Annotated in this window: 24 protein-coding genes and 2 pseudogenes; 11 read left to right on the forward strand and 15 right to left on the reverse strand. The window is 58.0% G+C overall.

Annotation, left to right across the window (positions count from 1 at the left end; all coding sequences use genetic code 11):
- Positions 1-2 precede the first annotated feature (2 nt).
- The gene (locus KU43P_RS17920) at positions 3-818 is read left to right on the forward strand and encodes a gamma-carboxygeranoyl-CoA hydratase (RefSeq protein WP_317658778.1); all 816 of its coding nucleotides are present in this window, start codon (positions 3-5) and stop codon (positions 816-818) included.
- Positions 815-2,767, forward strand: a complete 1,953-nt coding sequence (locus tag KU43P_RS17925; protein ID WP_317658779.1) for an acetyl/propionyl/methylcrotonyl-CoA carboxylase subunit alpha — start codon at positions 815-817, stop codon at positions 2,765-2,767. Before KU43P_RS17920 ends, KU43P_RS17925 begins: the two co-directional genes overlap by 4 nt.
- 331 nt (positions 2,768-3,098) lie before the next feature.
- Here KU43P_RS17925 and KU43P_RS17930 read toward each other — a convergent pair whose 3' ends face one another.
- Positions 3,099-3,806 (reverse strand): LexA family transcriptional regulator, encoded by a 708-nt coding sequence (locus KU43P_RS17930; protein ID WP_317658781.1) that lies wholly within the window; start codon positions 3,804-3,806, stop codon positions 3,099-3,101.
- An 88-nt stretch (positions 3,807-3,894) separates the two neighbouring features.
- Here KU43P_RS17930 and KU43P_RS17935 point away from each other — a divergent pair, with 88 nt between their 5' ends.
- The 3 genes and pseudogenes from KU43P_RS17935 to KU43P_RS17945 all read left to right on the forward strand — a co-directional run.
- Entirely contained in the window at positions 3,895-4,206 is a 312-nt protein-coding gene (locus tag KU43P_RS17935; RefSeq protein WP_317658782.1) for a DUF6124 family protein, read from the forward strand.
- A gap of 435 nt (positions 4,207-4,641) precedes the next feature.
- Positions 4,642-5,157 (forward strand): DUF4880 domain-containing protein, encoded by a 516-nt coding sequence (locus KU43P_RS17940; protein WP_317658784.1) that lies wholly within the window; start codon positions 4,642-4,644, stop codon positions 5,155-5,157.
- A gap of 31 nt (positions 5,158-5,188) precedes the next feature.
- Positions 5,189-5,434, forward strand: a pseudogene (locus KU43P_RS17945) (FecR/PupR family sigma factor regulator); the annotation flags it as partial.
- 64 nt (positions 5,435-5,498) lie between these two features.
- On the opposite strand, the gene KU43P_RS17950 reads toward KU43P_RS17945, so the two are convergent.
- Entirely contained in the window at positions 5,499-6,092 is a 594-nt protein-coding gene (locus tag KU43P_RS17950; RefSeq protein ID WP_317658785.1) for a formylglycine-generating enzyme family protein, read from the reverse strand.
- A 97-nt stretch (positions 6,093-6,189) separates the two neighbouring features.
- A complete protein-coding gene (locus KU43P_RS17955; RefSeq protein WP_317658786.1) occupies positions 6,190-6,600 on the reverse strand; it encodes a glycine zipper domain-containing protein in 411 nt (136 codons plus the stop codon).
- Between the two features lie 317 nt (positions 6,601-6,917).
- Between KU43P_RS17955 and KU43P_RS17960 the strand changes: the two genes are divergently transcribed.
- From KU43P_RS17960 to KU43P_RS17975, 4 genes are all read left to right on the forward strand, one after another.
- Positions 6,918-8,942, forward strand: coding sequence for an alkyl/aryl-sulfatase (locus KU43P_RS17960; protein WP_317658787.1), 2,025 nt, complete (start codon positions 6,918-6,920; stop codon positions 8,940-8,942).
- An 84-nt stretch (positions 8,943-9,026) separates the two neighbouring features.
- Complete coding sequence (locus KU43P_RS17965) at positions 9,027-10,328, forward strand: OmpP1/FadL family transporter (RefSeq protein WP_317658788.1); 1,302 nt, start codon at positions 9,027-9,029, stop codon at positions 10,326-10,328.
- Between the two features lie 44 nt (positions 10,329-10,372).
- The gene (locus KU43P_RS17970; protein ID WP_317658789.1) at positions 10,373-11,041 is read left to right on the forward strand and encodes a DUF3313 domain-containing protein; all 669 of its coding nucleotides are present in this window, start codon (positions 10,373-10,375) and stop codon (positions 11,039-11,041) included.
- Between the two features lie 95 nt (positions 11,042-11,136).
- The gene (locus KU43P_RS17975) at positions 11,137-11,667 is read left to right on the forward strand and encodes a hypothetical protein (RefSeq protein ID WP_317658790.1); all 531 of its coding nucleotides are present in this window, start codon (positions 11,137-11,139) and stop codon (positions 11,665-11,667) included.
- Positions 11,668-11,874: 207 nt separating this feature from the next.
- On the opposite strand, the gene KU43P_RS17980 is transcribed toward KU43P_RS17975, so the two are convergent.
- The 6 genes and pseudogenes from KU43P_RS17980 to KU43P_RS18000 all read right to left on the reverse strand — a co-directional run bounded on the left by KU43P_RS17980 (position 11,875) and on the right by KU43P_RS18000 (position 15,943).
- Complete coding sequence (locus tag KU43P_RS17980) at positions 11,875-12,126, reverse strand: hypothetical protein (RefSeq protein WP_317658791.1); 252 nt, start codon at positions 12,124-12,126, stop codon at positions 11,875-11,877.
- 322 nt (positions 12,127-12,448) lie between these two features.
- Positions 12,449-12,547, reverse strand: a pseudogene (locus tag KU43P_RS27095) (hypothetical protein); the annotation flags it as partial.
- A gap of 310 nt (positions 12,548-12,857) precedes the next feature.
- Entirely contained in the window at positions 12,858-13,070 is a 213-nt protein-coding gene (locus KU43P_RS17985) for a hypothetical protein (RefSeq protein ID WP_317658792.1), read from the reverse strand.
- Positions 13,071-13,146: 76 nt separating this feature from the next.
- Positions 13,147-13,893, reverse strand: coding sequence for an IS21-like element helper ATPase IstB (gene istB / locus KU43P_RS17990; RefSeq protein ID WP_317658794.1), 747 nt, complete (start codon positions 13,891-13,893; stop codon positions 13,147-13,149).
- Positions 13,890-15,440 carry an IS21 family transposase gene (gene istA, locus KU43P_RS17995; protein ID WP_317658796.1) on the reverse strand — a complete coding sequence of 517 codons (1,551 nt, stop codon included), beginning with the start codon at positions 15,438-15,440 and terminating at the stop codon, positions 13,890-13,892. The genes istB and istA overlap by 4 nt, the downstream gene beginning before the upstream one ends.
- Before the next feature lie 239 nt (positions 15,441-15,679).
- Positions 15,680-15,943: a hypothetical protein gene (locus tag KU43P_RS18000; protein WP_317658797.1), complete on the reverse strand. Its 264-nt coding sequence runs from the start codon at positions 15,941-15,943 to the stop codon at positions 15,680-15,682.
- Between the two features lie 112 nt (positions 15,944-16,055).
- Here KU43P_RS18000 and KU43P_RS18005 point away from each other — a divergent pair, with 112 nt between their 5' ends.
- On the forward strand, positions 16,056-17,096 hold the full coding sequence (locus KU43P_RS18005) for a hypothetical protein (protein WP_317658798.1): 1,041 nt from the start codon (positions 16,056-16,058) through the stop codon (positions 17,094-17,096).
- A 101-nt stretch (positions 17,097-17,197) separates the two neighbouring features.
- Here KU43P_RS18005 and KU43P_RS18010 read toward each other — a convergent pair whose 3' ends face one another.
- Both KU43P_RS18010 and KU43P_RS18015 read right to left on the reverse strand, forming a co-directional pair.
- On the reverse strand, positions 17,198-17,698 hold the full coding sequence (locus tag KU43P_RS18010; RefSeq protein WP_317658799.1) for a formylglycine-generating enzyme family protein: 501 nt from the start codon (positions 17,696-17,698) through the stop codon (positions 17,198-17,200).
- A gap of 515 nt (positions 17,699-18,213) precedes the next feature.
- Positions 18,214-19,230 (reverse strand): SagB/ThcOx family dehydrogenase, encoded by a 1,017-nt coding sequence (locus KU43P_RS18015; RefSeq protein ID WP_317658800.1) that lies wholly within the window; start codon positions 19,228-19,230, stop codon positions 18,214-18,216.
- Positions 19,231-19,708: 478 nt separating this feature from the next.
- On the opposite strand from KU43P_RS18015, the gene KU43P_RS18020 reads away from it, so the two are divergent.
- Positions 19,709-20,857: a M14-type cytosolic carboxypeptidase gene (locus tag KU43P_RS18020; RefSeq protein ID WP_317658801.1), complete on the forward strand. Its 1,149-nt coding sequence runs from the start codon at positions 19,709-19,711 to the stop codon at positions 20,855-20,857.
- A 116-nt stretch (positions 20,858-20,973) separates the two neighbouring features.
- On the opposite strand, the gene KU43P_RS18025 is transcribed toward KU43P_RS18020, so the two are convergent.
- From KU43P_RS18025 to KU43P_RS18040, 4 genes are read right to left on the reverse strand one after another with little or no spacing between them, the layout of a single operon-like run.
- On the reverse strand, positions 20,974-21,945 hold the full coding sequence (locus tag KU43P_RS18025; RefSeq protein ID WP_317658802.1) for a spore coat protein U domain-containing protein: 972 nt from the start codon (positions 21,943-21,945) through the stop codon (positions 20,974-20,976).
- Positions 21,942-24,284 carry a fimbria/pilus outer membrane usher protein gene (locus KU43P_RS18030; RefSeq protein WP_411567223.1) on the reverse strand — a complete coding sequence of 781 codons (2,343 nt, stop codon included), beginning with the start codon at positions 24,282-24,284 and terminating at the stop codon, positions 21,942-21,944. Before KU43P_RS18030 ends, KU43P_RS18025 begins: the two co-directional genes overlap by 4 nt.
- A gap of 54 nt (positions 24,285-24,338) precedes the next feature.
- Complete coding sequence (locus KU43P_RS18035; protein ID WP_317658803.1) at positions 24,339-25,106, reverse strand: molecular chaperone; 768 nt, start codon at positions 25,104-25,106, stop codon at positions 24,339-24,341.
- Between the two features lie 39 nt (positions 25,107-25,145).
- Entirely contained in the window at positions 25,146-25,649 is a 504-nt protein-coding gene (locus tag KU43P_RS18040; protein WP_317658804.1) for a spore coat U domain-containing protein, read from the reverse strand.

Consider the following 25,649-nt stretch of genomic DNA (forward strand, 5'->3'; position numbering starts at 1 on the left):
CCATGAGCGATTTCAGCACTATTGAAGTGACTCGCGACCCGCGCGGCTTCGCCACCTTGTGGCTGAGCCGCGAGGACAAGAACAACGCCTTCAACGCGCAGATGATCCACGAGCTGATCAAAGCCCTCGACCAGCTGGCCGAAGACACCAGTCTGCGTTTTCTGCTGCTGCGCGGCCGTGGCCGGCACTTCAGCGCCGGGGCAGACCTGGCATGGATGCAGCAGTCGGCGCAACTGGACTTCAACAGCAACCTGGACGACGCCCATGAACTGGGCGAGCTGATGTATGCCCTGCACCGCCTCAAGGCACCGACCCTGGCCGTGGTGCAAGGCGCAGCCTTTGGCGGTGCACTGGGGCTGATCAGCTGCTGCGACATGGCCATCGGCGCCGACGATGCACAACTGTGCCTGTCGGAAGTGCGCATCGGCCTGGCGCCAGCGGTGATCAGCCCGTTCGTGGTCAAGGCCATCGGCGAGCGCGCCGCCCGCCGCTACGCCCTCACCGCCGAACGATTTAGCGGCGTGCGTGCCCGTGAACTGGGCCTTCTGGCCGAGGTGTACCCAGCGAGCGAACTGCAGGCACAGGTCGAAGCCTGGGTCGACAACCTGTTGCTGAACAGCCCGCAAGCGCTGCGCGCCACCAAAGACCTGCTGCGCGAAGTGGACGACGGCGAGCTCAGCCCGGCCCTGCGCCGCTACTGCGAAAACACCATCGCCCGCATCCGCGTCAGCGCCGAAGGCCAGGAAGGCTTGAACGCCTTCCTGGAAAAACGCCGCCCCGCCTGGCAAACCGAGCACAAGAAGGAGCCGCGCCCATGAGCCGCCCCACCCTCACCACCCTGCTGGTCGCCAACCGCGGCGAAATCGCCTGCCGGGTCATGCGCACCGCCAAGGCCATGGGCCTGACCACCGTGGCCGTGCACAGTGCCACCGACCGTGACGCACGGCACAGCCGCGAAGCGGATATTCGCGTCGACCTGGGCGGCAGCAAGGCCGCCGAGAGCTACCTGGTAGTCGAAAAACTGCTGGCCGCAGCCAAAGCCAGCGGTGCCCAGGCGATCCACCCCGGTTATGGCTTTCTTTCGGAGAACGCGGGTTTTGCCCGCGCCATCGAAGAAGCCGGGCTGATCTTCCTCGGCCCGCCGGCCAGCGCCATCGACGCGATGGGCAGCAAATCGGCGGCCAAGGCGCTGATGGAAGCTGCCGGTGTACCGCTGGTGCCGGGCTACCACGGCGAAGCCCAGGACCTGGAAACCTTCCGCGCCGCAGCCGAGCGCATCGGCTACCCGGTGCTGCTCAAGGCCAGTGCAGGCGGGGGCGGCAAGGGCATGAAGGTGGTCGAGGAGGAAAGCCAGTTGGCCGACGCCCTGGCCTCGGCCCAGCGCGAGGCAAAGGCCTCGTTCGGCGATGCGCGCATGCTGGTGGAAAAGTATGTGCTCAAGCCCCGCCACGTGGAAATCCAGGTGTTCGCCGACCAGCACGGCAACTGCCTGTACCTCAACGAACGTGACTGCTCGATCCAGCGGCGTCACCAGAAGGTGGTCGAGGAAGCCCCGGCCCCAGGCCTGTCTCCGGAGCTGCGCCAGGCCATGGGTGAAGCCGCGGTACGGGCTGCCCAGGCCATCGGCTACGTCGGCGCCGGCACCGTGGAATTCCTGCTCGATGCCCGTGGCGAGTTCTTCTTCATGGAGATGAATACCCGCCTGCAGGTGGAGCATCCGGTCACCGAGGCCATCACCGGCCTCGACCTGGTGGCCTGGCAGATCCGCGTGGCCTGCGGCGAACCGCTGCCGATCACCCAGGCGCAGGTGCCCTTGATCGGCCATGCCATCGAAGTGCGGCTGTATGCCGAAGACCCGGCCAACGAATTCCTGCCGGCCACCGGCACCCTGGCGCTGTACCGCGAATCGGCGCCGGGCGAAGGGCGCCGGGTGGACAGTGGCGTCAGCGAGGGCGACGTGGTGTCGCCGTTCTACGACCCGATGCTGGGCAAGCTGATCGCCTGGGGCGAGAACCGCGAGCAGGCCCGCCTGCGCTTGCTGGCGATGCTCGACGAGTTCGCCATTGGCGGGCTGAAGACCAACATCGCCTTCCTGCGCCGCATTCTCGCGCACCCCGCATTTGCTGCGGCCGAACTGGATACCGGGTTCATACCGCGTCATCAGGAGGTGTTGCTGCCGGCGCCGAAGGCTTTGCCAGCGAGCTTCTGGGAAGCGGCCGCCGAGGCCTGGTTGCAAGGCCAGGCCGCCCATGAGCGTGCCGATGACCGGCATTCACCGTGGGCGCCACGCACCGGCCTGCGTCTGGGCATGCCTACACGCAGCACCCTGCACCTGCAAAGCGGCGGCGAATGCCAGGCCGTGGCATTGGAGCGCAGCGCCGCCTCGACCTGGCACCTGGATGGCGAGCAGCTTGGGCATGATGAAGGTGGCGTACGCCGCCGGCATCTGGCGGTACGCCGGGGCGGCACGCTGTACTTGCGCTGGGACGGCGAGGTGCATGCCGTCGAGGCCTTCGACCCGATCGCCGAGGCCGAAGCCAGCCACAGCCATCAAGGCGGTTTGGGCGCCCCCATGAATGGCAGCATCGTGCGCGTGCTGGTGGAGCCCGGGCAGGAGGTGGAAGTGGGTACGGCGCTGGTGGTGCTGGAGGCCATGAAGATGGAGCACAGCATCCGTGCGCCGCACAGCGGGACGGTGAAGGCGTTGTTCTGCCAGGAAGGGGATATGGTCAGCGAAGGGACGGTGCTGGTCGAGTTGGTGGAGTGATCTAGGGTGCTCGCCTGAGCGTTTTTGGCGTCTTTGAGATCGCGCGCCGCCCGCGCGGCGCATCGCGGATAAATCCGCTCCTACATTTGTTGCAACGTGCCTATGTCTGATAGGCCATGGTTGCCTGCTTTGTGAGTCCGACGCGATATCTCGGTGAGCGCTGAAAAGCGGACAACCATGGCCTGACAGGCCGAGGCACGTTGCAACAAATGTAGGAGCGGATTTATCCGCGATGCGCCGCGCGGGCGGCGCTCGATCTCACGGCCACCCACACTTCCTCGCCGTACCCCTTCCAGCCATTACGCAATCGCTACCGCAAACAGCCGCGATATCAAAAGGCCCCGTGCACCCGCACAACCACCCCTAGAAACTCGCAACCCTCCTCACACACCAGCGCCGGATAGGTGCTGTTCAGCGCTTTCAGATATCGCTGCCCACCCTCTTCGGCCAGCTCGCGCAAAATCGCCGTCTTGCCAGGCTGGCACGCTATCACCAGGCGCCCCGGCTCAGCCTCCAGCCCCGGATCGACCAGAATGCGCATGCCCTGGGGCACGCTGCGGCCACTGGCCGAACTCATCGCATCGTTCTCCACCGTCAGCCAGAACGCCTTGCCCTGGGCCAGGTATTCGGTCTGCTCGTACACGGTGCCCTCTTCCGGCGCCGCGTCGGCCAGAGCATCCCAGTCACGCAACGGGTAACGAAAACACACGATGTATTGCATCAGGTCGATATCGTCCTCGTCTTCATCGAGCACGTAGCGCCCCTTGTCCTCACCCACCTGGCCAAGGACGCGAAGCTGCAGGCTGACGTGATAATGGGGCATGCCCAACTCGACGAACACACGGTTCATCGAATCGACCTTGGGCTGACGCCGCTTGTTCACCCAATGCCCCACGCTGCCCTGGGACACCCCGACACGTTCGGCGAGCTGTTCCTGGGAGATATCGAGCTCCTCCATCCGGTCTCGGACGAGGGCAATCCATTTATCCATATTCATCGCTGGCACGATACGGACTGCCTTCTGGCGCTCAATAAACATTCAGTATTATTTAACGAAATGCTTTCAAATACCTTAAGTATTAGACTCACGCAGGAGCTTTTCCCTATTGGCATGCGCAGGTATCAGGATGAAACCAACGAAAAACGACGTAACAGATCTCGACAGCGAAGCCGCCCGCCGCGCCCTCGACTATTACCTCAATCCAAGCCCCACCCGCCCCAGCGAGCACAACCAGATCTGGACCCTGCATGAAGGGGTCAGCAGCGAACAGGCGCAGGCACACGCCATCTCCCTGCTGCGCTGCGCGGCCGCCACAGCCCACGAAACTGCCATTCACCAGGAAGGCAGCACCCGCGAGCTGATCTTCGCGCTCATGCACATGATGGACATGGCCAGGGCCCTGTTGGAGCACCCGCGCCCCGTAAACAGCGGCTTGTAGGGGAGGAAGGAAGGGAGAAACGTGATAGTTGGGCGAAAGCAGGGGCGCCGATTGCCAGGAAAAGGAAGCGCTCCGGTAAAACTTTTTACCGGATAAGTGAAAATTCATTTGACTGGCAAATGATAACGATTATTATTGCACTCAGCTGATCGCGAGATCTGCTGGATAACCTGGAGCTTAGGTCGCTCTCAGATTATCTCCTCATCAGGCTAATCACGGTTTTTGACCCGGCTTTTTGCCGGGTCATTTTTTTTGGCTCTTCAGGCTAATGAAGATCGTTGATGGCCGCCATGATAGCAAAAGTGTGTCAGAGCGTGAACGCTCATTACAAAACTTTGCGGAATCAGCACTTGAGAATCAATCTCGTTTCACCTACTCTGGTTCCGCATCAAGGACGATGCCCCCACCCCTACCCTCTTGAGCAAGGAGCTGTCCATGAGCCGCCTGCTGCTGCCCCTTGAGCACCCTACGCCCACTGCCGAGCACGATGCCGAACGCGCACTGCTGCATGGCCTCAAGCGCTTGCCACGGCGTGTACAGCAAGTGTTCCTGCTCAATCGACTCGATAACCTCGACTTCGCCAACATCGCCGCACGCCTCGAGCTGCCCTTGCTGAGCATCGAGCGGCACATGAATCAGGCCCTGCAAACCACCCGCCCTCGCGCAGATGCGCTGGCCGACGTTGCCGCGCAATGGTATGTGCGCCTGCAAAGCCCGGAGGCTACTTCCTGCGAGCGCATCGATTTCCGCCGTTGGCTGGATGCCAACCCGGCGCACCTGCAGGCATTCCATGACACTGAACTGCGCTGGCGCAGCCTGCTCGCACCGGCGCGTGAGCTGGGACAGGATGGCTGGTACCGGCAAGGGCGTGCGGCGATTTCGTTGGGTGGGTGTTCGGTTGCTGTCGGGCTGGGTGTGGCTGCGTTTTTACTGTTTGGTTACTGGGTTTGACATTGATGGTCGGCTGCTGTGAAAGATTTCAGTACGGCTGCAAAGCCCCGAGGTGACCTCCTGCGAACGCATCGATTTTCGCCGCTGGCTGGATGCTGACCCTGCACACCTGCAGGCACTCCATGACACCGAGTTGCGCTGGCGCAGCCTGCTTGCACCGGCCCGTGAACTGGGGCGCGATAGCTGGTATCGGCAAGGGCGTGCGGCGATTTCGTTGGGTGGGTGTTCGGTTGCGGGTGGGTTTGACTATAGTTTCGCTGATTGCGCTTTATGTTAGTGCTTGAGCGCTATTGCTCTATAGCCTTACTCCACGTCACTGATCATTGCTCAATCACCGACGCTTAGTTAATAGCATCCGGTGCATTTACAGCGCAACGAACCGTTTTATCCAGAAGATATGCCTTGGCCTTGCCCAACATTCCGCTATGCCTCATAGCACTAGGGCTAGCATATCTGCGCTGAACGTTAACACCGCCGCCCCACAAAGGTTGTGCCTGACTATTCCCACGCAACACCTTCGCATATTCATAATTCGTTTTTTCATCTTTGTACATCGGAATTTCTGGACCTTGAGGATCTAGATACACAGACCGTCGATAATATTCCGGATCATACCAATCTTTAACCCATTCATAGCCATCATCCGACATTGAGTACAAGCCAAGTGGATTGGGGGGATAACAATTAACTGGCATGGGAGTTATATCTGTTGTCGTTAACCCCATGCTGATTGAAAATTCTTCCCTATCGTCCAAACTTGAAATATTAACCCCCCTCACTCTAAGCCCTCCATTTTCATCCGCCTCCCTAGTAAATCTGTAAGTCCCATCATCCGTCGCCACCATAAAAAATTTGCCCCTACTTCGGGCAGCATATTCCCACTGAGCCTCTGTCGGGAGCGCAAATTGAGTAATTGCATGGACTTGACCACCCATTTGCATTCGACTTGACCAGCCATTTGCATCGGATGTGACCAGCGCACGGGTACGTCTTGACCGGCAGAAATCGACCCAAAGCTGCCTTACGCGGCAGCTAGTGCCCATGCTTATGTTTATGTTTATGATTGTGTTTGTGGCTATGGCCATCATCGTTGGCCAAACTGTTGCCAACTGCACCTCCCGCCGCCCCTCCGAGTCCTGCGCCGATCAAGCCACCAGTAGAACCGCCAACGCTGCTTCCAATCACTTGACCGCCCACAGCCCCAAGCCCTCCTCCAATAGCTGACTCTGTCTTGTTGCCGTGTTTGGCTGTCATTGCGCCACCGGCTGCACCACCGATACCTGCGCCGATTGCGGCACCTGTGCTGCCACCTACGGCCTGGCCTGCAACACTTCCGAGGGCTCCGCCAAGCCCTCCGCCAATAGCCGTATTCGTTGTTTCATCGGCGAAAGCGTAAAGAGATGCAAAAAGACTAAACGCAACGACACACAATGACTTACGCATCGGACAGACCTCCGAAAATTCATGAGAGAAGTAAAGTCTGTGGCGCCGATATGATCGGGTCAAGGTGTAGCCGGTCGCGCCTTAATCTCGATCAATCAATTGACGAAAAAGTCTCCGTCTGTCCAGCAATTATCTGCCTAGTTAAGCGTTCTGTTCACCTTCAAGGCAGCTGTGGGAGAGGGCTCGCCCGCTGATGGGGGCGCTGCTCATCGCGATTTGGACTAATTCAAATTCCTAGCTAGCCTGTCTAAGCAGCACGAATCTTTCGCTGGCAGTTGCCGAACCGGTACAGCGCGTCCATTCAAAAGGAGCTTGTAATGACATTATTCGCGAAACCGTTCAGCACCTACGGCCGCTCTGTGTCGGCGGGCAGACTCTGGAAACTCAGTTCGACTTTCTTCCTGGCGAGCGCTATTGCCATGGCATCGCAGGCCTGGGCGGAAGAAAAGGCCAAACCAGCCACAGATGCAACGAAGGCGGCTAACGACGCGCTTCTAAAGGAGCTGCCATTCAACGACAAGACTTCTTTCGAGCTGGCCCACAAGGGCTTTATCGCCCCTTTGCCTGCGGAGCCGATCAAGGGCCCCTCCGGCAACATGATCTGGGACCCGGCTAAATATGGTTTCATCAAGGAAGGTACAACAGCACCGGCCTCCACCAACCCGAGCTTGTGGCGGCAGTCGCAGCTGATCAATATTTCCGGCCTGTTCGAGGTCACCGACGGTCTTTACCAGGTGCGCAACTACGACCTGTCAAACATGACCATCGTCGAGGGCAAGGAAGGCATCACCATCATGGACCCGTTGATCTCCTCGGAGACCGCCAAGGCGGCCCTGGAGCTGTATTTCAAACACCGGCCGAAGAAGCCGGTGGTCGCGGTGATCTACACCCACAGCCACGTCGACCATTATGGCGGGGTGCGCGGCGTGGTAAACGAGGACGACGTCAAAGCCGGCAAGGTCAAAATCTACGCGCCCAAAGGCTTCCTCGAACATGCTGTGGCCGAGAACGTCATGGCCGGTACCGCGATGAGCCGTCGTGCTAGCTATATGTACGGCAACCTGCTACCGCCAAGTGAAACCGGTCAGCTGGGTGCAGGCTTGGGGACCACCACCTCCGCCGGTACCGTGACCCTGATCCCGCCGACCGACATCATCGAAAAGACCGGTGAGAAGCACGTGATCGACGGCCTGACATACGAGTTCCTCTACGCTCCGGGCAGCGAAGCGCCGGCGGAGATGCTCTTTTACATCAAGGAGAAAAAAGCCCTCAACACCGCCGAAGACTCTACCCATACCCTGCACAACACTTACTCGCTGCGTGGCGCGAAGATTCGCGAACCGCTGCCGTGGTCCAAGTACCTCAACGAAACCTTGAAGCTGTGGGGTGATGACGTACAGGTGATGTACGCCATGCACCATTGGCCGGTCTGGGGCAACAAGGAAGTAAAAGAACAGCTGTCGTCGCAACGCGACATGTACCGCTACATCAACGACGAAACCCTGCGCTTGGCCAACAAGGGTTACACCATGACCGAGATCGCCGAGCAGGTAAAACTGCCGCCTTCGATTGCCAACCGCTTCTCCAACCGAGGCTACTACGGTTCGTTAAACCACAACGTCAAGGCCACCTACGTGCTGCACCTGGGCTGGTTCATCGGTAACCCCGCCACCTTGTGGGAGCTGCCCCCGGATGAACAAGCCAAGCGCTACGTCGACATGATGGGCGGTGCCGACGCTGTGCTGAAAAAGGCCAAGGAATACTACGACAAGGGTGACTATCGCTGGGTGGCTGAAGTGGTCAACCATGTGGTCTTCGCCGACCCGAGCAATCAGGCGGCCAAGAACCTGCAAGCCGACACGCTGGAGCAGCTGGGCTACCAGGCCGAGAGTGGCCCATGGCGCAACTTCTACCTCACCGGTGCGCAAGAACTGCGTAATGGAGTGCAGAAACTGCCGACACCGGACACCGCCAGCCCCGACACCGTCAAGGCGATGGACCTGGACCTGTTCTTCGACTTCCTGGCCATGCGTCTGAAAGGGCCTGAGGTGGGCGACAAGCACATCACCTTGAACCTGGACTTCACTGACCTGAAACAGAAGTACACACTGGAAATGGTCAACGGTGTACTCAACCACACCGAAGGCATGCAAGCCAAAGACGCCGACGCGACCATCACCCTGACCCGCGACACTTTGAACAACATCATGCTCAAGCAGACCACGCTCAAGGACGCAGTCAGTAAAGGCGACGTGAAGGTCAACGGCAACGAGGGCAAGCTTGAGGAGTTGATGAGCTACATGGACAACTTCGACTTCTGGTTCCCGATCGTCACACCTTAAATGCTCCCTTGACGCAGCTGTGCGTCAGGCAGGGCACCGAATAATCGGTGTCCTGCTCTTTTTTAAAGTGTGGAGTAAGGGACTATGACCACGACATTTCCAGTCAAGCTTGCTAAAAGGTTGGTGCCCGCAACACTGCTTTATTTGTCGCTTCACAGCAGCAATGTGCTGGCCGGCGGCATCTTCATCTATGAAGCCGGACAGGAAAGCAACGGTTTGGCCAACGCCGGCTCGGCGGCGCTAGCTATGGATCCCAGTGTGCTGATGAGTAACCCCGCCGGCATCGCTCTGCTACCCGGCACGCAGATCAGCGCCAATGCACAGGTGATCTTCGGAGACATTGGCTTCTCCCGCAGCAGTAACAACCAGTTTGATGGCAACGAAGGCGGCAACGCCTTGCAGTATTTGCCGGGGGCTAGCCTTTTCATCAGCCATCAAATCGATGAGCGCTCGGCCATCGGTTTCGGTATGTACGGCAACTTCGGTCTGGCCCTGGACTATGACGATGACTGGACTGGGCGCTATTTCACCCAAGAGGCAGCAGTAATCGGGGTGTCATTTCAGCCGACATTTGCCTACAGGTTTAGCGACGATCTCTCTCTAGGCATCGGCCCGCGCATGATGCTCGGTTATTACCGAACCGAGATGGCCATCGACAACAGCCTGTTGGGGCTGGTTGACCGCCCGGACGGCCAGCTTGAGTACAAGGACACCGACTTCGGCATGGGTGTGAACTTGGGCCTGATGTACCAGCTTAATCCGCGCACGCGCTTGGGCTTTGCCTACACCAGCAAGGTGAAGTTGGAGTTCGAGGACAGCCCGCACGTCAGCGACATAAACAACCCGATCATCAACGCTGCACTGAACCGCTTGGCCGTGGATACCCTGGAACTGGACATGAACGTTCCGCAGACTGCGACCTTCAGCGTGGCCTACCAACTCGATGATCAGTGGACCCTGCTGAGCAGTCTGGACTGGCAGGATTGGAGCGAATTCGGCGATATAGGCGTGGAGGTGGACGCCAACGCCGCAGACGTCAGCCGCACGGTCGACCGCCAATACAAGGACACCTGGCATGCCTCGGTCGGCGCTCAGTACCAGATGAGCAAACAACTGCGTTGGAGCTTCGGCGTGGGCTACGACAGTTCGGCTGTCGATGACAAGGATCGCACTGTCGACAACCCGATGGGGGAAGCCTGGCGCTTCGCGACCGGGGTGAACTATCAGGTTGAGGAAGGCTTCGACTTGCACATGGCCTACACCTTGGTCTGGCTTGGCGACATGGACGTAGAGCAGACCAAAGCGCGCTCCGGCAACTCCCTGTCGGGCAGTTATGACAATGCCGCCCTACACATCGTTGGCGGAGGCGCGACATGGCGCTTCTAAATGATTGTGTGCTGAATACCATATAAAGCAAAAGGAGAAGCGGTATGAAGAGCAAATCGTTGGTTGCAACAGTGTGCCTCGCATCACTGCTGCTGCATGGCTGCGCAAGCAAGTACGTCGAGCCGGACCAGTATTCGGGCTTTCTGAAAGACTACAGCAAACTCAAGGAGGACAAATCGTCATCGGGCGCGGCGGTCATGCGATGGATCAAACCAGGAATTGATACCAACCAGTTCAGCAGTGTGTATGTCGAGCCCAGCCAGTTCTATCCCAAGCCACAGCCAACTGAAAAGATCCCGCAACAGACGCTGACAGGGATCACCCAGTACTACGATCAGGCGTTGAAAACCCAGTTCTCCAAAGCCCTGCCTTTGGCCACCAGCCCAGGACCGGGGGTGCTGGTGGTGCGCCCGGCAATCACTGGGGTAAGCGCCAAGACCAAGGGCCTACGTCCTTATGAAGTGATTCCGATTGCGCTGGTTGCTGCGGGCATCAGCACGGCCACCGGTATCCGCGACCAGGACACCAGCGTTGCGACCGAGGCTGCATTCATTGATGGTCGCTCCAATGAAGTCGTCGCCGAGGTGGTACGCAAAGGCGCCGGTACCGACCTTGAAAACTCCTCGCAAGTGATGCAGGCGAAGGATGCTCGCGTGGTGCTTGATGGTTGGGCGAGAGACATGGTTAATGCATTCCAGGCGCTGAAGAAATAACTCTTATGTCCTCCTGGTGTGCTGGCCGCGGCAGGAGGACTTAGAGGCTTTGAGTAGATTTCAAGTGAGAGGCTTCACTTACTGGAGGGGCGACAATGAATACCGTGTTGCTAAAGCTCAAACATGAATTCATGAAGGTGCTTCCCCCGACCCTATTCTTTTTTGTGATCCTGCACATCGTGGCGCTGATTCGTGCACTGATGATCAAGGGCTCAGGGGTCGAGTTGCCTGTTTCAGCTTCCGTGCTGATCGCGTCCATGGTCCTTGGCAAGTCAGTACTCGTTGCTGACATGCTGCCGTTCATCAATCGATTTCCCGACAAGCCGCTGATCTGGAACGTCGCCTGGAAAACCGCAATGTATGCCTTGGTAGCCCTGATCGTTCACTATCTGGAGCGACTGTACGATTACTGGAAAGAGTCGCCCGGGTTTGTGGATGCCAATGCTTTGTTATGGTCGTCGATGAACTGGCCGCGCTTCTGGGCGATTCAGATCCTGTTGATCACCCTGATCTTCATGTACTGCGTCATCGCAGAGTTGGCACGAGTAATTGGTCGTGATCGACTGAAAGTGATGTTCATCGGCCCACTGCCGCCAAAAACTGCGGAACCCACGGAAGGTGCCTGAGGGGCAGACACTGGTTCAGGTGGATTCTTTGGGTCATGCTCGAACGTCCGCAAGGGTCGAAGGCGGTCATTCGCGACTGGCCGCTGTCGACCCATAGCAGGCACTCACGAGGTTGGCCTGATGGCTCAATCTGATGGCGGCTCGCCTGGGATTGGCCGTTGCGCTCCACTTTGGCGGGTAGCAAGACATAGCGCAATTCTCAAGTTATTAATCTTTGACGGAGCAGTCCACCCGTAAGAAGGGGAAAAGCTCGTTTGGATCACTGCATTCACCGTTCAACTGCTCACAGGCGGCTTCTGCGAGCGACCTCATGAAATAACTCGGCTTCAATCGTAATTTTTCCTGATTGTCGTAAATATCGAAGCCACCGGACACGGTAGTTGCATAGTACCGAGAACCAGACTGGAAGCATTCTTTGTCGACCGGCACAGCCGGAACGATAACGAATCTCTTTTGCATGGCTCGTACCTCCCCAGGCAGATCACTTAGTAATAGCCTCTGATTGAAAGGCGCCAGATGACTCATCGAGACGAATCAGTGACGTTTGGTGTCCGCGAGGTTTCACTATCACAATAGGTGGCGCCGGATAAGGTGCGGGTTTGTCTATGATCGTGCGGGAGCCGGGGCCGTCAAGGCTTTGATATCATTGACGATCTGCGCCGGTTCCCTTGGCAACAGACACTTCAAAATGATCTCCAGCGGTCTATCTAACCGCTCTACCTTGAGGGCGGCACATTGGTATGGTTGGCCTACAGGGCTACGGCTATCAGTTCCCGCGCGCGAAGCGGAGCGCGCTCAGGTCGAGTTCGTCGACGAAGACGTCGACCACGCGCACTGGGTTTTCATCGGTAACGTATTCGTCCAGGCACTCAGGCAGCAGTGTAACTTGCGTCCGAGCCTAGCCCTCGATGAATCGCTTCATGATTGCCCCCACCACGATCTCTACGATCAGAAGGTTAGACAATCGCAGGCGTTCTCACACAGCCTGGACCGAGAGCTGCCGGCCCCTCATTCTTGGGCTTAGGATATCCCCAATGCCCCAATAGTCGAGGAGAGTGGCTGCTTGAGCTATCGTATTCAGACCGTCTCAGCTTTAAGGCCATCTGATGAGGATCGACAAGACAACGCAACTGATCAGCACCCGCAGTGAAGAAAACGCAAACCTGCTACTCCGGGCCGGATCGACGCTGTTACTCGTAGCTGACCGCCAGGAAGATGCTCATCAGTGGCTGCATTACCAATTCGGGTGGCAGCGCACGGGTGAACCTCCTGAGATCACGTTTACCGGCGTCGAGGGTGGCCCCGATCCATTCTGACAGCGTCGCGTCAGTGGCGTTGGCAACCCAAAATGCTTGAGCCCTCATGGAAAGCGGAAAAAGTGCTCTGAATTCAAACGATTGCATTGCACTTGACCACCTGTTTGCATTCGACGTGACCAATTGCATTCGTGGTGACCATCCTTGGCGCGAGGCAGATCCTTCAAGCGCGGCGGCGGCTTTTTACCCTACGCATTGATTCACCCTTCAACTCGATGACGTGGGATTTGTGAACGATCCTGTCGAGAATCGCGTCCGCGATTGTGGGGTCGGAAAACAAGTCATACCATTTTTCCTTCGGATACTGGCTAGTGATCAGCAATGAACCGTTTTGTGACTGCTGATCGATGACGTCTAGTAGAAAAGGGCCGAGCTGGGCATCGATACCGCCAATGCCCAAGTCATCAATGATCAGCAGCTCGGCGCGAATCAATTGCCGGCGTAGCTTCGGCATGGTGTGGTCAGCGTAAGACAGGGAGATTTCTTCGAAGAGCTTGGTCGCGGTGCGATAAAGCGTGGGTCGCCCAAGTCGGCAGGCTTGGTTCGCCAAGGCACAAGCCAGCCAGGTTTTTCCGGTGCCGGTCGCCCCTGTGATGATCACGTTTTGGTGGCGTGTCAGCCAGTCGCACTCTCCGAGAGACATCACGGTATTTCGGTCTAGACCACGGGATGCTTTGAATTCAATCGTGTCCATTGTGGCCTCGCTTTCACGAAGCCTTGCAGCTTTCAACAAACGCGCAATCTTCCTGCTTTCTCGTTCGCTGTTTTCGGCGTCAACCATCAATCCGAGCCTTGTGTCGAACGCCTCTTTCAACAATGCCGGGGTTTCCAGCTGACGCTCGTAAGCCACTGCCATGCCGTGCAGCCCAAGGCTCAGCAAATTCTGAACAGTGTTGAATACTGGTTTCATAGCGGCTCATCTCCTTGTGTGGCGTAATATTCCGCGCCACGAATGTTGGCGTGTTCGACCAAGGGGGCGGATCGTTGGAAGCTGGGCCGCAGATCGGACTCGTTACGAATGATTGCCCGCAGGCGCTCTGAACTTAGGATTTTCAGGCTATTGGCATACGCGCAGGCTGATTCCAGCCGGGAGGGTGAGATGTCCCCCTTGCGGACATCTCGCTTCAAGCCTATGACTGCCTTCATGCCAGTCGCAAAGTCTCGGCGCAGAGTGAGATTGTCTTTCACGTACCGCAACGTCTCCTGGCCTATAGTTTCAGCCCAAGCCATCAGTGCGTCTGGTTGCGAGTCTTGGAACTGGCTGTGGTTAGGGGCCAGGTGTTCATTCAGGGTGCTAGTTCCACGATTCCGGCTGAGCTTGTGAGTGCTGATGACGCGGCGTTGGTAGACAATATCGAGCCAATCGTCACGCATACGAAGATCGACGAGCAGGTTCGCAAAGTGGTAAGGGACTGAGTAGCTGTGCTGTTCAAACTCGACGTGGTAGTCAGCGCCCACGCGAACCTGATAGACCCACTGACTGTAGCTGTACCGCTGGTCGGGAAGAGGGCCAAGCGCGGGGTAGTCCAGTTCAAGATAACGGCTGGCCCTACTCTTGGGGTACGTCCTAGTGACGCGGTTGTTGAGCTGATCGACCCAGAATTCGATCTGCTCATTCAGCTCTTGCAACGAGAAAAATGTCCTCGCCCTCAGCCTTGCGAGCACAAACCGCTGCACGATCTGGACAGCAATTTCACCTAGCGATTTGTCCTTGGGTTTGCGAGGCCTAGCAGGAAATATCTGAAATCCGTAGTGCTCGGAGAGCTCGGAGTAAGCACGGTTCAGAACGACCTGATCCCGAGTGTTTTTCGTGATCGCCGATTTCAAATTGTCGGGGACAATGAAGCGTGGAACCCCGTCAAAATACTCAAGCGCCAGCACGTTACACCTGAGCCAGTTGGGTGTCGTCTGATTGTCCACTGCCGTGGCGAATATGTAGCCGGAAGCTCCTAGCGTGGCTACGAATACCTGAGCCTGGGCAATTTCTCCTGTGTCCGGGTTTGTCACAGGCATAGTCCGTCCGCAGAAGTCCACGAAGCACTTGTCACCGGGAAGGTGGATCTGCCTCATGCTTAGCTTTTGTTTATTCAGCCACTCACGATAAACCCTCGTAAATTGGGCGTATGAGGGGCCATCTGGCTCCGTTTCCCGAAACTCTTGCCAAAGCAATTCAAGGGTGATGTCAGGCAGTTTCAGCTGTTCGTGAATGGCGACCCAAGGGGGGTACACTTTTCTCTGCGCTGTGGGCCTGGGCTGAGTATGTAGGCATTCCGCAAGCGCTTTATCGTCGAGATGTCGCAGCTGTTCCCAAGTTTGTCCGCACAGCGTCAACTGATCGCGAATCGTGCGAACGGTATTATGGGAAACCTTAGCCAGGCGACCGATTGATCTGTTCGACAAACTGGCGTCGCAAGCGAGACGCAGTACCTCGCGCTGCGTTTGTACTGGCAGCCTCATGTGTCCTCCTCGCGACAGGCGTGCCAAAGCCTCACCGGTCGCACCGTGTGAATATTGCAGACAAACGGAAGGTGGCCGACTTGACGTCGAACGCGAGGGAACACAGAATGGTGGTGCGTAGGGCTCAAAACCTAACACCATCAAAAAAGCCTAGGGCTCCACCCCTGGGCTTTTTTGTGTCCCAACTCTACCGGCTAACTCTTAGCCTGGGCTCATTGTGAAACTCCTATCTGTTTGATTTACACGGCTTGCTGTCTAGCGCAGCGTTGCGTGGCTATCCAGCAGGCGACTTCTTTGGACAGGGCGAAAAAGCCTCGACGATTGGGCACTTCAAAAAGCGGAACTTCGATAGTTCCACGCTGCTTGGCTTTTCGGAACGCGTCATACGAGGCGTATCCCAACTCTCTCCACAGCGCACTGCCACCCACCATCAGGCCATATCGATCTTTGAGATCAAGCTCTAGTTCGGATGCCAGGTTGTGGATTTCAAGAGGCTCGCGCATCGCACTTAATGTCCGGTTTGGTCACAGCTAATAGTAATAAACCACGTTCTTGCACTCCAGCCGTAAGGCGCCTACATTTTTTACGGTACAAACATCAGCTGGAAATTTGTAAGTGTCTGACTTCAAACGAATTGCGAAAATTTACTCGGATTTCGCAGATAACGTGCGCGAACAAATACCGGAAAATACAAACCCCCGCAGTAACACTGTGGAAATGCTCGCCGTGGGCTATTGGTTCGAGGGGCTGAGGCAGCGGACAGGTCTCAAAACGGCCTACGCGCTTGAACAGTATTTCGAAGAGGATTCGTTTCGAAGGAACAGCAATGGGACTATTCGGCATTACCGAAGCAAGTGGTCAAGGTACGAACAAAAAATGGTATCGCCCAAGGCCAATACCTTGGCTAAGGTCGAGCTTCAGGCACCGGGATCTTCTCGCGATCTGAATCATCCGCTATGGACACTGCTCAAGCTGAGGATCAAGCGAGAGGACGTCGACTTCGACCAGTTTTTTGGAACGTTGAATGCCGAAGTACAGGGTGTGTTGTTCCGAACCGCCAGCGACATGGCGTGGGGCATTTTACAGCGCGAATCGGTCACTCAAAACCTGCTCGAAAAGCTTGAGCGCAGGGCGAGCTTAGATAGCCTCGCGGCGGTGGTAGCCATAGTGATGGAAGCAGATCAGATGGGCCGTCGTGCCCTTGCTATCAAAGCAGCAGATTCGTTGCACAAAGTGCTCTTAATGCTCGCCATGGAGCTACAAGCACGTGGGGTCGCAGTGGGCTTGATTGACTGGCTAGTCCTCAATGTGCTCCCCCTTGGTGTGCCTGCACACTTAGAGGTTTGGATGACTAGCACTGACTACATTCACGCGTCAGCCCATCTGAACACCATGGTCTTCCAGCATCCGGAACGACGCGGAAAGAGCCTTCCCTGGAAGCTACGCACCAGACTGATGTGCAAGCTTCTGGCCGGCGATATGGGAGTGGACGTAATGCACGCTATGCGTCCGCAGTTCGCTCTGCGAGCCGACATCGGCGAAATCGCAAGCGATTTAGTGAACGAGTTCAACAAGACGTCAGCACTCAGAGTCTGGGGCTGGATGTGCATCATTGATGGCACGCCTCAGGTGGTGCCGCCCACATCGCTTTTATAGCTCTCCGTTACTGCGTACCTTGAGTGGTCACATCCAATGCAAATGGCTGGTCAAGTCGAATGCAAATGGGTGGTCAAGTGCGATGCAAACGCTTGGTCAATTCAGGTGCAATTTCCCACAAATGGCAAATCGGTAATAGCTGCAAGCCAGGCGCAGTACTTTTCAGCCTCATACCAATCCAAATGAGCCGGCGTGATAGGAAGGCGATTGAAATCATCCCAATACTTTGTGGCGCCAACATATGGTCTAAGCGTTAGTCCGTTGTATTTCAAATACAACCCAAACGACTCATTATCAACCTTGTATTTTTGAATTGAAAAATTTGACAATTCAACTTCATGCAAAGGCTTGCTATCACTATTGGCATCATAGGGTAAACGCTCCGGACCAAACCTCACGCCGTAGTCCCCCATCCAAAATTTTCCTCCCGTCACGAAAACCAAGTCCCCCTTGACCTTTGAAACAAAGGTGTCCAGTTCATCGACATTCGCCGTCGCTTGCTCTGCCTCAGGTGCCCTATCCGCTGGCTTGCATGCACTCAGAAGATTAAACCCCAGAGATATCACAAACACTCTTACGCTTATAATTACAGACGCTCTCATACCACCCTCCAAGCGAGATGATCACGACCATTTAGAACATAATAATAAGTATTATTCATCGCCATCGCGTACCCCCGCGCCGGCCTCAACTTGAGTCGACTCTTTATCGCAATCAATTCACGTCTCGCCCTATAAAGATCTTCATCTCGATTGAAGCCAATGCGTAGAAAGCCCACCAAAAACCGTTGCTGGCGTTCAGATACAGACCGTTCATTGTCATCGCCTGCCATGCTTTCGCAATTGACTTTTGGCTTGTGCCCGCGAAAGAGACAGCCTACTGATGTCAGATTATTTTGTCTGTCGGACACGTCTAAAAATTCTCAACCAGCGCATCCAGGCACAAGTAGAGGATCGTCATGCGATAAATTTCAATCACACAAAGTGTTTACAAAAGCTTGTAGGAAACAGACTACAGAATCATACCTCAGACTTTAACTTACACAAACAAAACAGGTGTACTATTCACGAGGTGATATTGAGGGCTCATGCGTCTGAAAGCATCCGCATGCTGAGGATCAACCACAAGCCACCCACTGGGTGTACAACACCCCCACAACAAAATGAACTTGCTCGCGATCGCTATTCAACCCTAACAAAGGTTCTATATCCTTTTCACAGAGTGCACCTGTCAACCAAGTACCCAACCCAAAAGAAGCACTCATAATCTGAAACGTCTGCGCAATATGCCCAACCTCCAACAAGGCATTACGATAAGCGCGTGAATGCTCATGTTTCCACCACAGCTTATCAACCCTGGACGTAAAGAAAACACCCACCGGAACAGCATCGGCAAAGTGCTGCCCTGACAGCAGTCGCCCTACCGGAGGTGTCTTTGAAGAGGTTAGAATCAACTGATGATTAAAAGGATTGTAGTAATACAACCCTACCTCTAACCCTTCAACATTTCTGACCAGAACATAACCTTCAGTTGAATTCAGGCCGCCACCAGACGGGCTGCAGCGTCGTTTTCTAAGCGCATCCGGCAAACCACCTGATTCAGGAATCTGACGTTCCTCCACAAACCCGAGCGTGTATTCTAGAATCTGGGCGAGCATTTCCAGACCCAGTGGAATATTAAGAAATTCTCTGGCAGTCGAGCGAGCCAGCAACACTTGTTCAACTGGGCCCCTCCGATGCTGGCGGGGCAAAGTAATGCCTTCTTTACAGAAGCTCACTGCAGTTTCTATTGGCACCTCCTTACTCCACACTTCTTCGCAGTGCGCCAAGTAAGATTTCGCCCACTCCCCCTCATTTTCAGGACTGTCGTCAAAGGGGATATTTTTCGTACCAAAGTGGTAAATCCTAGACAGGATGTCACGCCCCCAGACTGCTGACTCTTCGCCTCCGACCCCCACTATTCCGGCTCGCACCAAGTCCTTATCAAGCGGATTTTCTAGATCCAAACAACACTCATTAGCCGCCAGGGAAACCAAGCGGTGTGCGTGAGCCAGAGACAACTCATACTGCTTATGCCTTTGAAAGGCCTCACACACCAGAGATGAACCAACAACAATAAAAAAAACAATTTTCACTGATCACAGACACCTCCAGCATAGCCAAGCATAGGCCGGCACTGTGCTTGGCACTAACTACCGAACGTTTACTTGGCCTTCACAACCAGATGAGCCAAATTGGCCAGTTTTTTCGACTCCATTTTCACTTCTTTCATTTTTGCTTCTCCATTGAATGCCGCATCATTGCGAAACTTCTGATGGTAGCCATTAAAACAAGGTGCACAAGCTTAGAAGTTGAATGAAAACTCCCCGGGATTTGTAGGAATTTTTGACTTACCTCACTTAATTAGTCACAACCTATCTTTCCGCTAAGCATCCGCAACCTCAAGACTGCGCTCTGTATCCATTATTTAGCGGAGCCGGCAGTAATCAGGCACTGTCTCTGATAACAGGAATGTTTTTCTAGCCGAGCAAGCACGGCTTTCGTACTCCAACACACCCGCAATCCCTCAAGCGGTGTACAGTACCTCCACAACAAATCCCAAGGAGCCCGCCAATGACCGTGACGCTGTCCCCCCTGCAGATCGACTGTGATTTCGACTCCGGCAACATCCAGGTCCTGGACGCCAGCAACCCTTCCCAGGTTCACCTGGCGATTCGCCCGGACACCCACAGCGGCCACTTCCAGTGGTTTCACTTCAAGGTCAGCGGCCTCACCCCCGGCAAGGTCCACCGCTTCAGCCTGGACAATGCCAGCGAGTCTTCCTACAAGAACGCCTGGAGCGGCTACAACGCCGTGGCCTCCTACGACCAGAACACCTGGTTCCGCGTCCCCAGCCAGTTCGATGGCAAAGCCCTGTCGTTTGAAATCAAAGCCGAGCAGGAGCAGGTCTGGTTCGCCTATTTCGAACCCTACCCGCGCGCGCGCCACAATCAGCTGATCGAGCGTGCGAAGCAGATTCCGGGTGTCGAACTGCTGGCCATCGGGCGCAGCGTGCAAGGACGGGATATTCCGCTGCTGCGCGCCGGCGACGGTGCGGTGGGCAAGCGCAAGCTGTGGCTGATTGCTCAGCAACACCCGGGCGAACACATGGCCGAGTGGTTCATGGAAGGTGTAATCAACCGGCTGCAGGGCAATGATGCGACGGTGCAGGCGCTGCTGGCGAAAGCCGATCTGTATCTGATCCCCAACATGAACCCGGATGGCGCCTTCCTCGGGCACCTACGCACCAACTTCAAGGGCAAGGACCTCAACCGGGCCTGGCAGGATGCCAGTATCGAGGCGAGCCCCGAGGTGTTCTTTGCCCAGGCGCAGATGAAGCAGTACGGCGTGGATGCGTTCATCGATGTGCATGGGGATGAGGAAATCCCCCATGTGTTCACGGCGGCTTGCGAGGGTAACCCAGGGTATACGCCGCGGCTGGCCAAACTGGAGGAGCAGTTCCGCAGCACGTTGTGCAGCGTGACGGCGGACTTCCAGACGAAGTATGGCTATACCCGCGATCTGCCGGGGCAGGCCAACACGACGCTGGCATGCAATGCGGTGGGGATGGCGTATGACTGCCTGTCGCTGACCCTGGAGATGCCGTTCAAGGACCATGACGATGCGCCCAACCCGGTTACCGGGTGGTCGGGCGAGCGGTCGAGGATGTTGGCAGGGGCGGTGCTGGAAACGCTTTTGAAGGTGGTTGACGATTTGCGTTGAAGCTACTGGCCTCATCGCCGGCAAGCCGGCTCCCACAGGTACAGCGCAGGTCTTGAAGGTTGCGCTTTTTCTGTGGAGCCGGCTTGCCGGCGATGAGGCCAGCACTGGATACGGCCTCAGAACTGCACATCCAGTATCACGGTATCGGTATAGGTCGCCGCCGGTGGCGTGGCCTGGTCTGTATAGACTTTGGCGTTGTAATTGAACACCTGGCTGCCAGTCCCCGTCCCCGCCCCGGGGTTCACATCGGCATCGCTGCTGGCGCGGCGTGTCGTGCTGACAGAGCCCCAGCGAGTAGCACCGGCGCTCTTGAAGATGTCGTAAGCCAGGTAATTGCCGGCGCTGGATTTCATCCTGCGTCGCCCGCCCGAAACATTCAGCCCGTCATCCAAACCCACCGTGTAGGCGCTGCCCTTGGTGCACGACAGGCTCACGCTCTGGTTCACCGTTCCGAACCCGGCCACCACCGGCGCGCTGCCGAAACTGATGTTGGGCGTGGTGATCTGGCAGTCGTTGCTTACCGTCAGGCTGACGTTGATGGTCTGATTGCCGGAGCCGATATCACGCCCCAGGCAGATGCTGCCAATGCCAATCCCTGAACAGTAGTTCCAGCTCCAGGCGACTGTCAGGGTTTCATTGTACAAGCCCGCGGCCACATTGCTGCCGATCTGTGTGCGCAGGTATAGCGGCACGGTCTTGGGCGTGGAGCTGCCCAGCAGGCCGAGCAGGTCGATAATGCCATTGCGTGCCAAGTCGAACTGAACGTTGCGGGTGATCGGGTAGTTGGTGCTGTTGTCGGCGTACAGGGTGTAACTGATGACATCGCCCGTTGGCCCTACCAGGCCGCCGGTGCTGGAACTGATGGTGAGGTAGACATGGTCGGTGGACGTAAGCAGGCTCAGCAGCGAGCCGGTGCATTGCAGCCCGGCATTAGTGGTGGAAGCGTTTTGTACGGTGGTGCGTATCGCAGTGGAATTGACGGTACCCAACGCGATCGGGCTGGTCACTACCACGGAACATAACGCCCAGGCAGAACCTGCCGGCAGCAGCAGAAGGCCGGGCAATAGCGCACGCACAAACCTGTTCATCGGCACTCCAGCGGGCCGATCAAGGGAATCGAGCCCTCCTGTTGCGGCAAATCGAACTCGACCTGGCACTGCCCGCCCCCTTCGATCGCCACCTGCAGACGGTTATGCGGCGCCAGGTTTTCCAGGTACACCAGGCCGTCCCAACCCACCACAGCCTGGCCGCCGCTTTCCTGGTGGGTCACCTTGCTGCCCAGCTTCAGCGGCTGCCGGCTGCCATCCACCAATTCGATGCTCGCCGCCAGCACGCGCTTGAGCGGGAATTCCAGCAGGTAGCCACTGCCGCGGCGCACGGCCACGCGCTGCTCCACCTCGGGGGCCAGTACATCGGGCGGCAGGTCCATCGGGTCAATCTCGTATTTGCCGCGGTAGTAGCCGCTGCTGTATGGCACCAGCAGGTGGCCGCTCTTGTCAGTGCGGCCGATCTCTTGGTTCTCGTAACGCACCGGCACGTCGGCATAGCCATCGGTGCTGACCACCACGAAGGCATCGTCGATGCGGTTGGCGGCAAACATGCCGGCGTCCATCCAGACCAGCGAGCCGCTGGCATCGGCCCAACGGGTCATATCGTCGCTGCTGCCGTACACACCGGCCTGCAGTTGCACCGACTGCAGGCGCCAGGTGACGTCGGCCTGGCGATAGGCATCGCGGTCGCTGCCGGTGGCATAGCCGAGGTTGTAGCCAACGCCGGTGCCCACCGGCACCGCGCGGCTGTAGTTGACTCGCTGCAGGTCTTCGCCGTCCTTGCTACGTTCCACGCCCACGGCCAGCGTGCCGTTGAAGTCGAACGGGATCACCAGTTGCGCCTGCACCGCCCACTGGCTGTCACCGACCTCGCGGTTGGCCGACAGGTATACGCTGCTGTTGCCCCACAGCGGCTTGCTCCAGCTCAGGTTGATCAGCCGGGTGCGCGTGCCGTCACCGGCGCGTACGTCGAAGTAACCTGCACCGAGGCTGCCGTACTGGTCGAGGTTGAGGCTGACGGTGACTTGCTCGCTGCGCTGGCTCAGCTGCATGTCGGGGATATCGACGCGGCTGAGGTCGGCGTAGTCGCCGTGGCGCTGCAGGCGCTGGTAGCTGAAGCCGATGCGCTGGCTGTTGTACTGGTAGCCCAGGGCGACTTGATGGCCCTTTTCGCCGTCGAACTGGCTCTGCGCCAGCGCCGCATTGAGCACGCCGAAGTTGCCCAGACGCATGTTGCCGCCCAGGCCGCCGAGCAGCAGCGATTCGGCCGTTTCGACATGGCTTTCCAGGGTAAAGAAGTCGCTGATGCCGTGGCGCAGATTGGCCGAGGCGACACCAGGGCCATAGCTGAAGTCCTCGATGGCGTAGTCACGGCGCAAGCTGCCGGCGGCCACCGAGAAGTCCGACAGGCCTTTTTGCAGCAGGCTGCTGGTGACGTAGAACGGCAACGTGGTGGACACCTGGCGGCCAAGAGCATCGGTAGTCACCACCACCGCTTCGCCGGCGCCGTTGATGAACGGCACGTTGGTCAGGGTGTAGGGGCCAGGTTGCAGTTCGGTGGTGCTGGACTTGTAGCCATTGATGAACAGGTCCAGCGACGTCGGCACCGCCGCCTCGCCAGCGAACGCGGGCAGCGGATAGGTGACCAGGTCCGGGCGGGCGGCGAAATCGCGGGACAGCTGCAGGCCACCCACTCGCACCGAGCTGGTCCAGGGCAAGGCACCGGTGACGAAATCACCGGCCTCGTAGGTCAGCAGGCGCTGTTCGTCGGTGAAGCGCCAGGTGGTGTCGTAGCGCAGGAAGCCCTGGCGGCTGTCGTCGCTTTGCGCACCATTGAACGACTGACGCCACTGGCCGGTGCTGGCAAAGGTGCCCCAGCTGTCGAACAGGCGCAGTTCGTTCCAGGCAGCCAGGTAGGTGCCGCCGTCATCGGTGTCATTGAGGTACAGGTCGTAGTTGAACAAGGCGCCGAAGCTGCTGCGCGCCTCGCTGGGCGGGTACAGGTTGCGGTCGCCGACTTGTTGGTCCGGCAGCCAGGCCGGGGGCACCTGCAGCAGCAGCCGTTGATTCGCGCTGTCGTAGTCGGTGTGCAGGCCGTCGACTTCATCCAGGGCGACTTCGCCCTGCGGGTCGCCGGGCAATTTGACACCGGCAGCACGCAATACCTCGCTGCCCAGGTACAGGCGCCCAGCCCGTTGCTGCACCGGCACCAACTCAGCCCTGGGCATCTGGTTCACCAGCAGGTCGAGGTAGAGCGTGGCATCGGCGATAGCGGCAGCTTCCGTGGGCGGTGGCGGCAGGTCGTCGGCCAGCGCCAGGCACGGGCCTAGCAAGGCCAGCCCGAGGCAGCTGCGGGTCGCCCGCGACAACCATTTCACGCACGGATTCCGACCATTTACGGGTCCTCCCTGGGCCCTTGTTCACGAACGGCGTCATTGCCCCTGTCGGATCGCTTCGGCTACCTCCTGGCCGTTGACCCTCCCCTTGAGCACACCCGACGCCATGGGAGCCGGCCAGCGCATGCTGGCGCCGGGCAGCACATAGCCGAGCAAACCCTCGGCCAGGGGCTTGGCCTGGCCGCCCTGCTGCACCACCACATCGGTCAGCCGGGCATGGACCGGGCCGGTGTTGCGCAGTTCGACATAGGGCTTGCCTTGCACCGTCACCGGGCGCCAGCTCAGCTGCGGCTTGCCCACGCCATCGGCGTTGCGCTTGCCCTCTGGGTCCGGCTTGCCCCATAAGCCTTCGCCATACACGAACAGCGGCACCGAGTAGCGCATCTGCAGGCGGATGGCGGCGGTGGTGCCCTGGTTGCCGGTATCGGCCGGCAGAGGTGAGGGGATTTCGTCGATGATGATCCGGTAGGCCTGTTCCTGGCCGGCGGGTGAACTGCCGGTGCGGGTGAGGCGAATGAGCTGCTTCTGCCCTGGGGCGATGGTGGCCACCGGCGGGCTGCCGATGATCTCGCGCTGGGCCTGGAACTGCTCCTGGTAATCGCCTTGGCGCCATGCGAACACCCGCACTTGCAGGCTTGCAGGCGCCGTACCACGGTTTTCCAGCCACAGAGCGCCGGCCTTCTGATCAGCCTCCAGCACCGGGTCGATGGGCCAGATCAATACCGAGGTAGCCGCACCCGCCGGCAGGCTTGCCAGCAGCAACAATCCCATTACTCCCTGCGCCCACTTCGCGCCTGCCCGCATGCCGCTCTCCTTGATTGCTTGTCAGGGGTGGCGGTGCCATCACCAGGTCACCGTCACTTGCACTACGTCGGTATAAGTCCCGGCCGGCAGAGTGCCGGTCAGTTGGGTGCGGCCATAGACCGGTAGCTTGATCGCCGTCGGGTCGCTGTAGCTCACCACCACGCTCTGGCCGATCCCCAGAACCTGGCTGTAGGCCGCATCGCGGTAAAGCTGATAGGCCAGCACCTGTGTGCCACCGCTGCGCTTGAGGTAACGCGTGCCGCTGGCGCTGTTCTGGCCGCCGTCCAGGCTCATGCTCAGGCTCACCCCCGGCGTGCATTGAAAGGTCACCGTGCTGCCGCCCAGGGAGGTGCTGAGAATCCCGGTCGAAAGCGCCGACTGGGAGCCGTAGTTGAGCACGCCATAGTTGGTCACCCCACCGACCACCAGGCAGCCGGCGACGATCTGCGCGGTCACCTGGAAGGTGCTGGTGGTCGCGGCATCCAGCGGCGTGGCCAACAGCAGGCCGAGGCCCGTCAGGCACCCACCCAGCCAGGCATTCAT

It is taken from the genome of Pseudomonas sp. KU43P (assembly GCF_033095865.1).
In the GTDB taxonomy this organism is placed as follows: domain Bacteria; phylum Pseudomonadota; class Gammaproteobacteria; order Pseudomonadales; family Pseudomonadaceae; genus Aquipseudomonas.